This window comes from Arthrobacter sp. B0490, from assembly GCF_002929355.1.
Classification (GTDB): Bacteria; Actinomycetota; Actinomycetes; order Actinomycetales; family Micrococcaceae; genus Arthrobacter_D.
Genome location: NZ_PJIR01000085.1, coordinates 1 through 686, shown reverse-complemented (window position 1 = coordinate 686; position 686 = coordinate 1). Strand labels below are relative to the sequence as shown.

The 686-nt window shown below is 58.2% G+C and carries 1 protein-coding gene; it reads left to right on the top strand.

Annotated elements, in window-relative coordinates:
* Nucleotides 1–513: hypothetical protein (locus CXQ97_RS20875; RefSeq protein ID WP_219815475.1), on the top strand; the 513-nt coding region annotated here is incomplete at its 5' end.
* Nucleotides 514–686 lie beyond the last annotated feature (173 nt).

Genomic DNA, 686 nt, shown 5'->3' with positions numbered 1-686 from the left:
GTCGTGTGGCGCGTCGAGCTGCGCTATCACCATTCGGTCATCCAGCAGTTCGCCAGCGGCTCGATCAGTGCGAAGACCGGTGAGGCCATCGACACGGATTCGTTTGCGGCCTTCTCGGCTCATCTGGACGGCCTGTGGCGCTATGGCCTGAGCCAATTCAAGCTGATCGCCCGCCCCGGCTATTACGAGCCGATCTGGACCTTGATGCGTGATGATGCGCGGGTCGATCTGCCGGTCGATTCCCTGATCGATGAGACGGAATACAAGCGGTACTACAAGACCTCTCGAGGCTTCTCAGGCAAGAACGTGGAGCTGTTCCTGGGAAACTTCGTAAGCCTGCTGGCAAGGGAGCGAGTGGGCGCTAAGACCGCATTTGATCGACTGAAGCAATGGGAATGCTGGCCAGTGATCCGCGACCACTACGCCGCCAAGGACATGAGCGAGCGAGACCTCTACAAGCACATCAAGAATCTATTGCAGGAACGACACGTGCGCTGGGGGCGTGCCGTCTGATGTTTGTTTGCCAAATACACAAACAAGCCAAACACGCTGACATAGCAGCTCCCGGCCAAGGCGGTGATGGTCATGGCGATTGAGCAACTGCCAGACGGGCGTTGGAAAGTCGATGTCGAGCCGATCAAGGGCAAGCGCTTCCGCAAGACCTTCAAGACCAAGGGCGAGGCTCA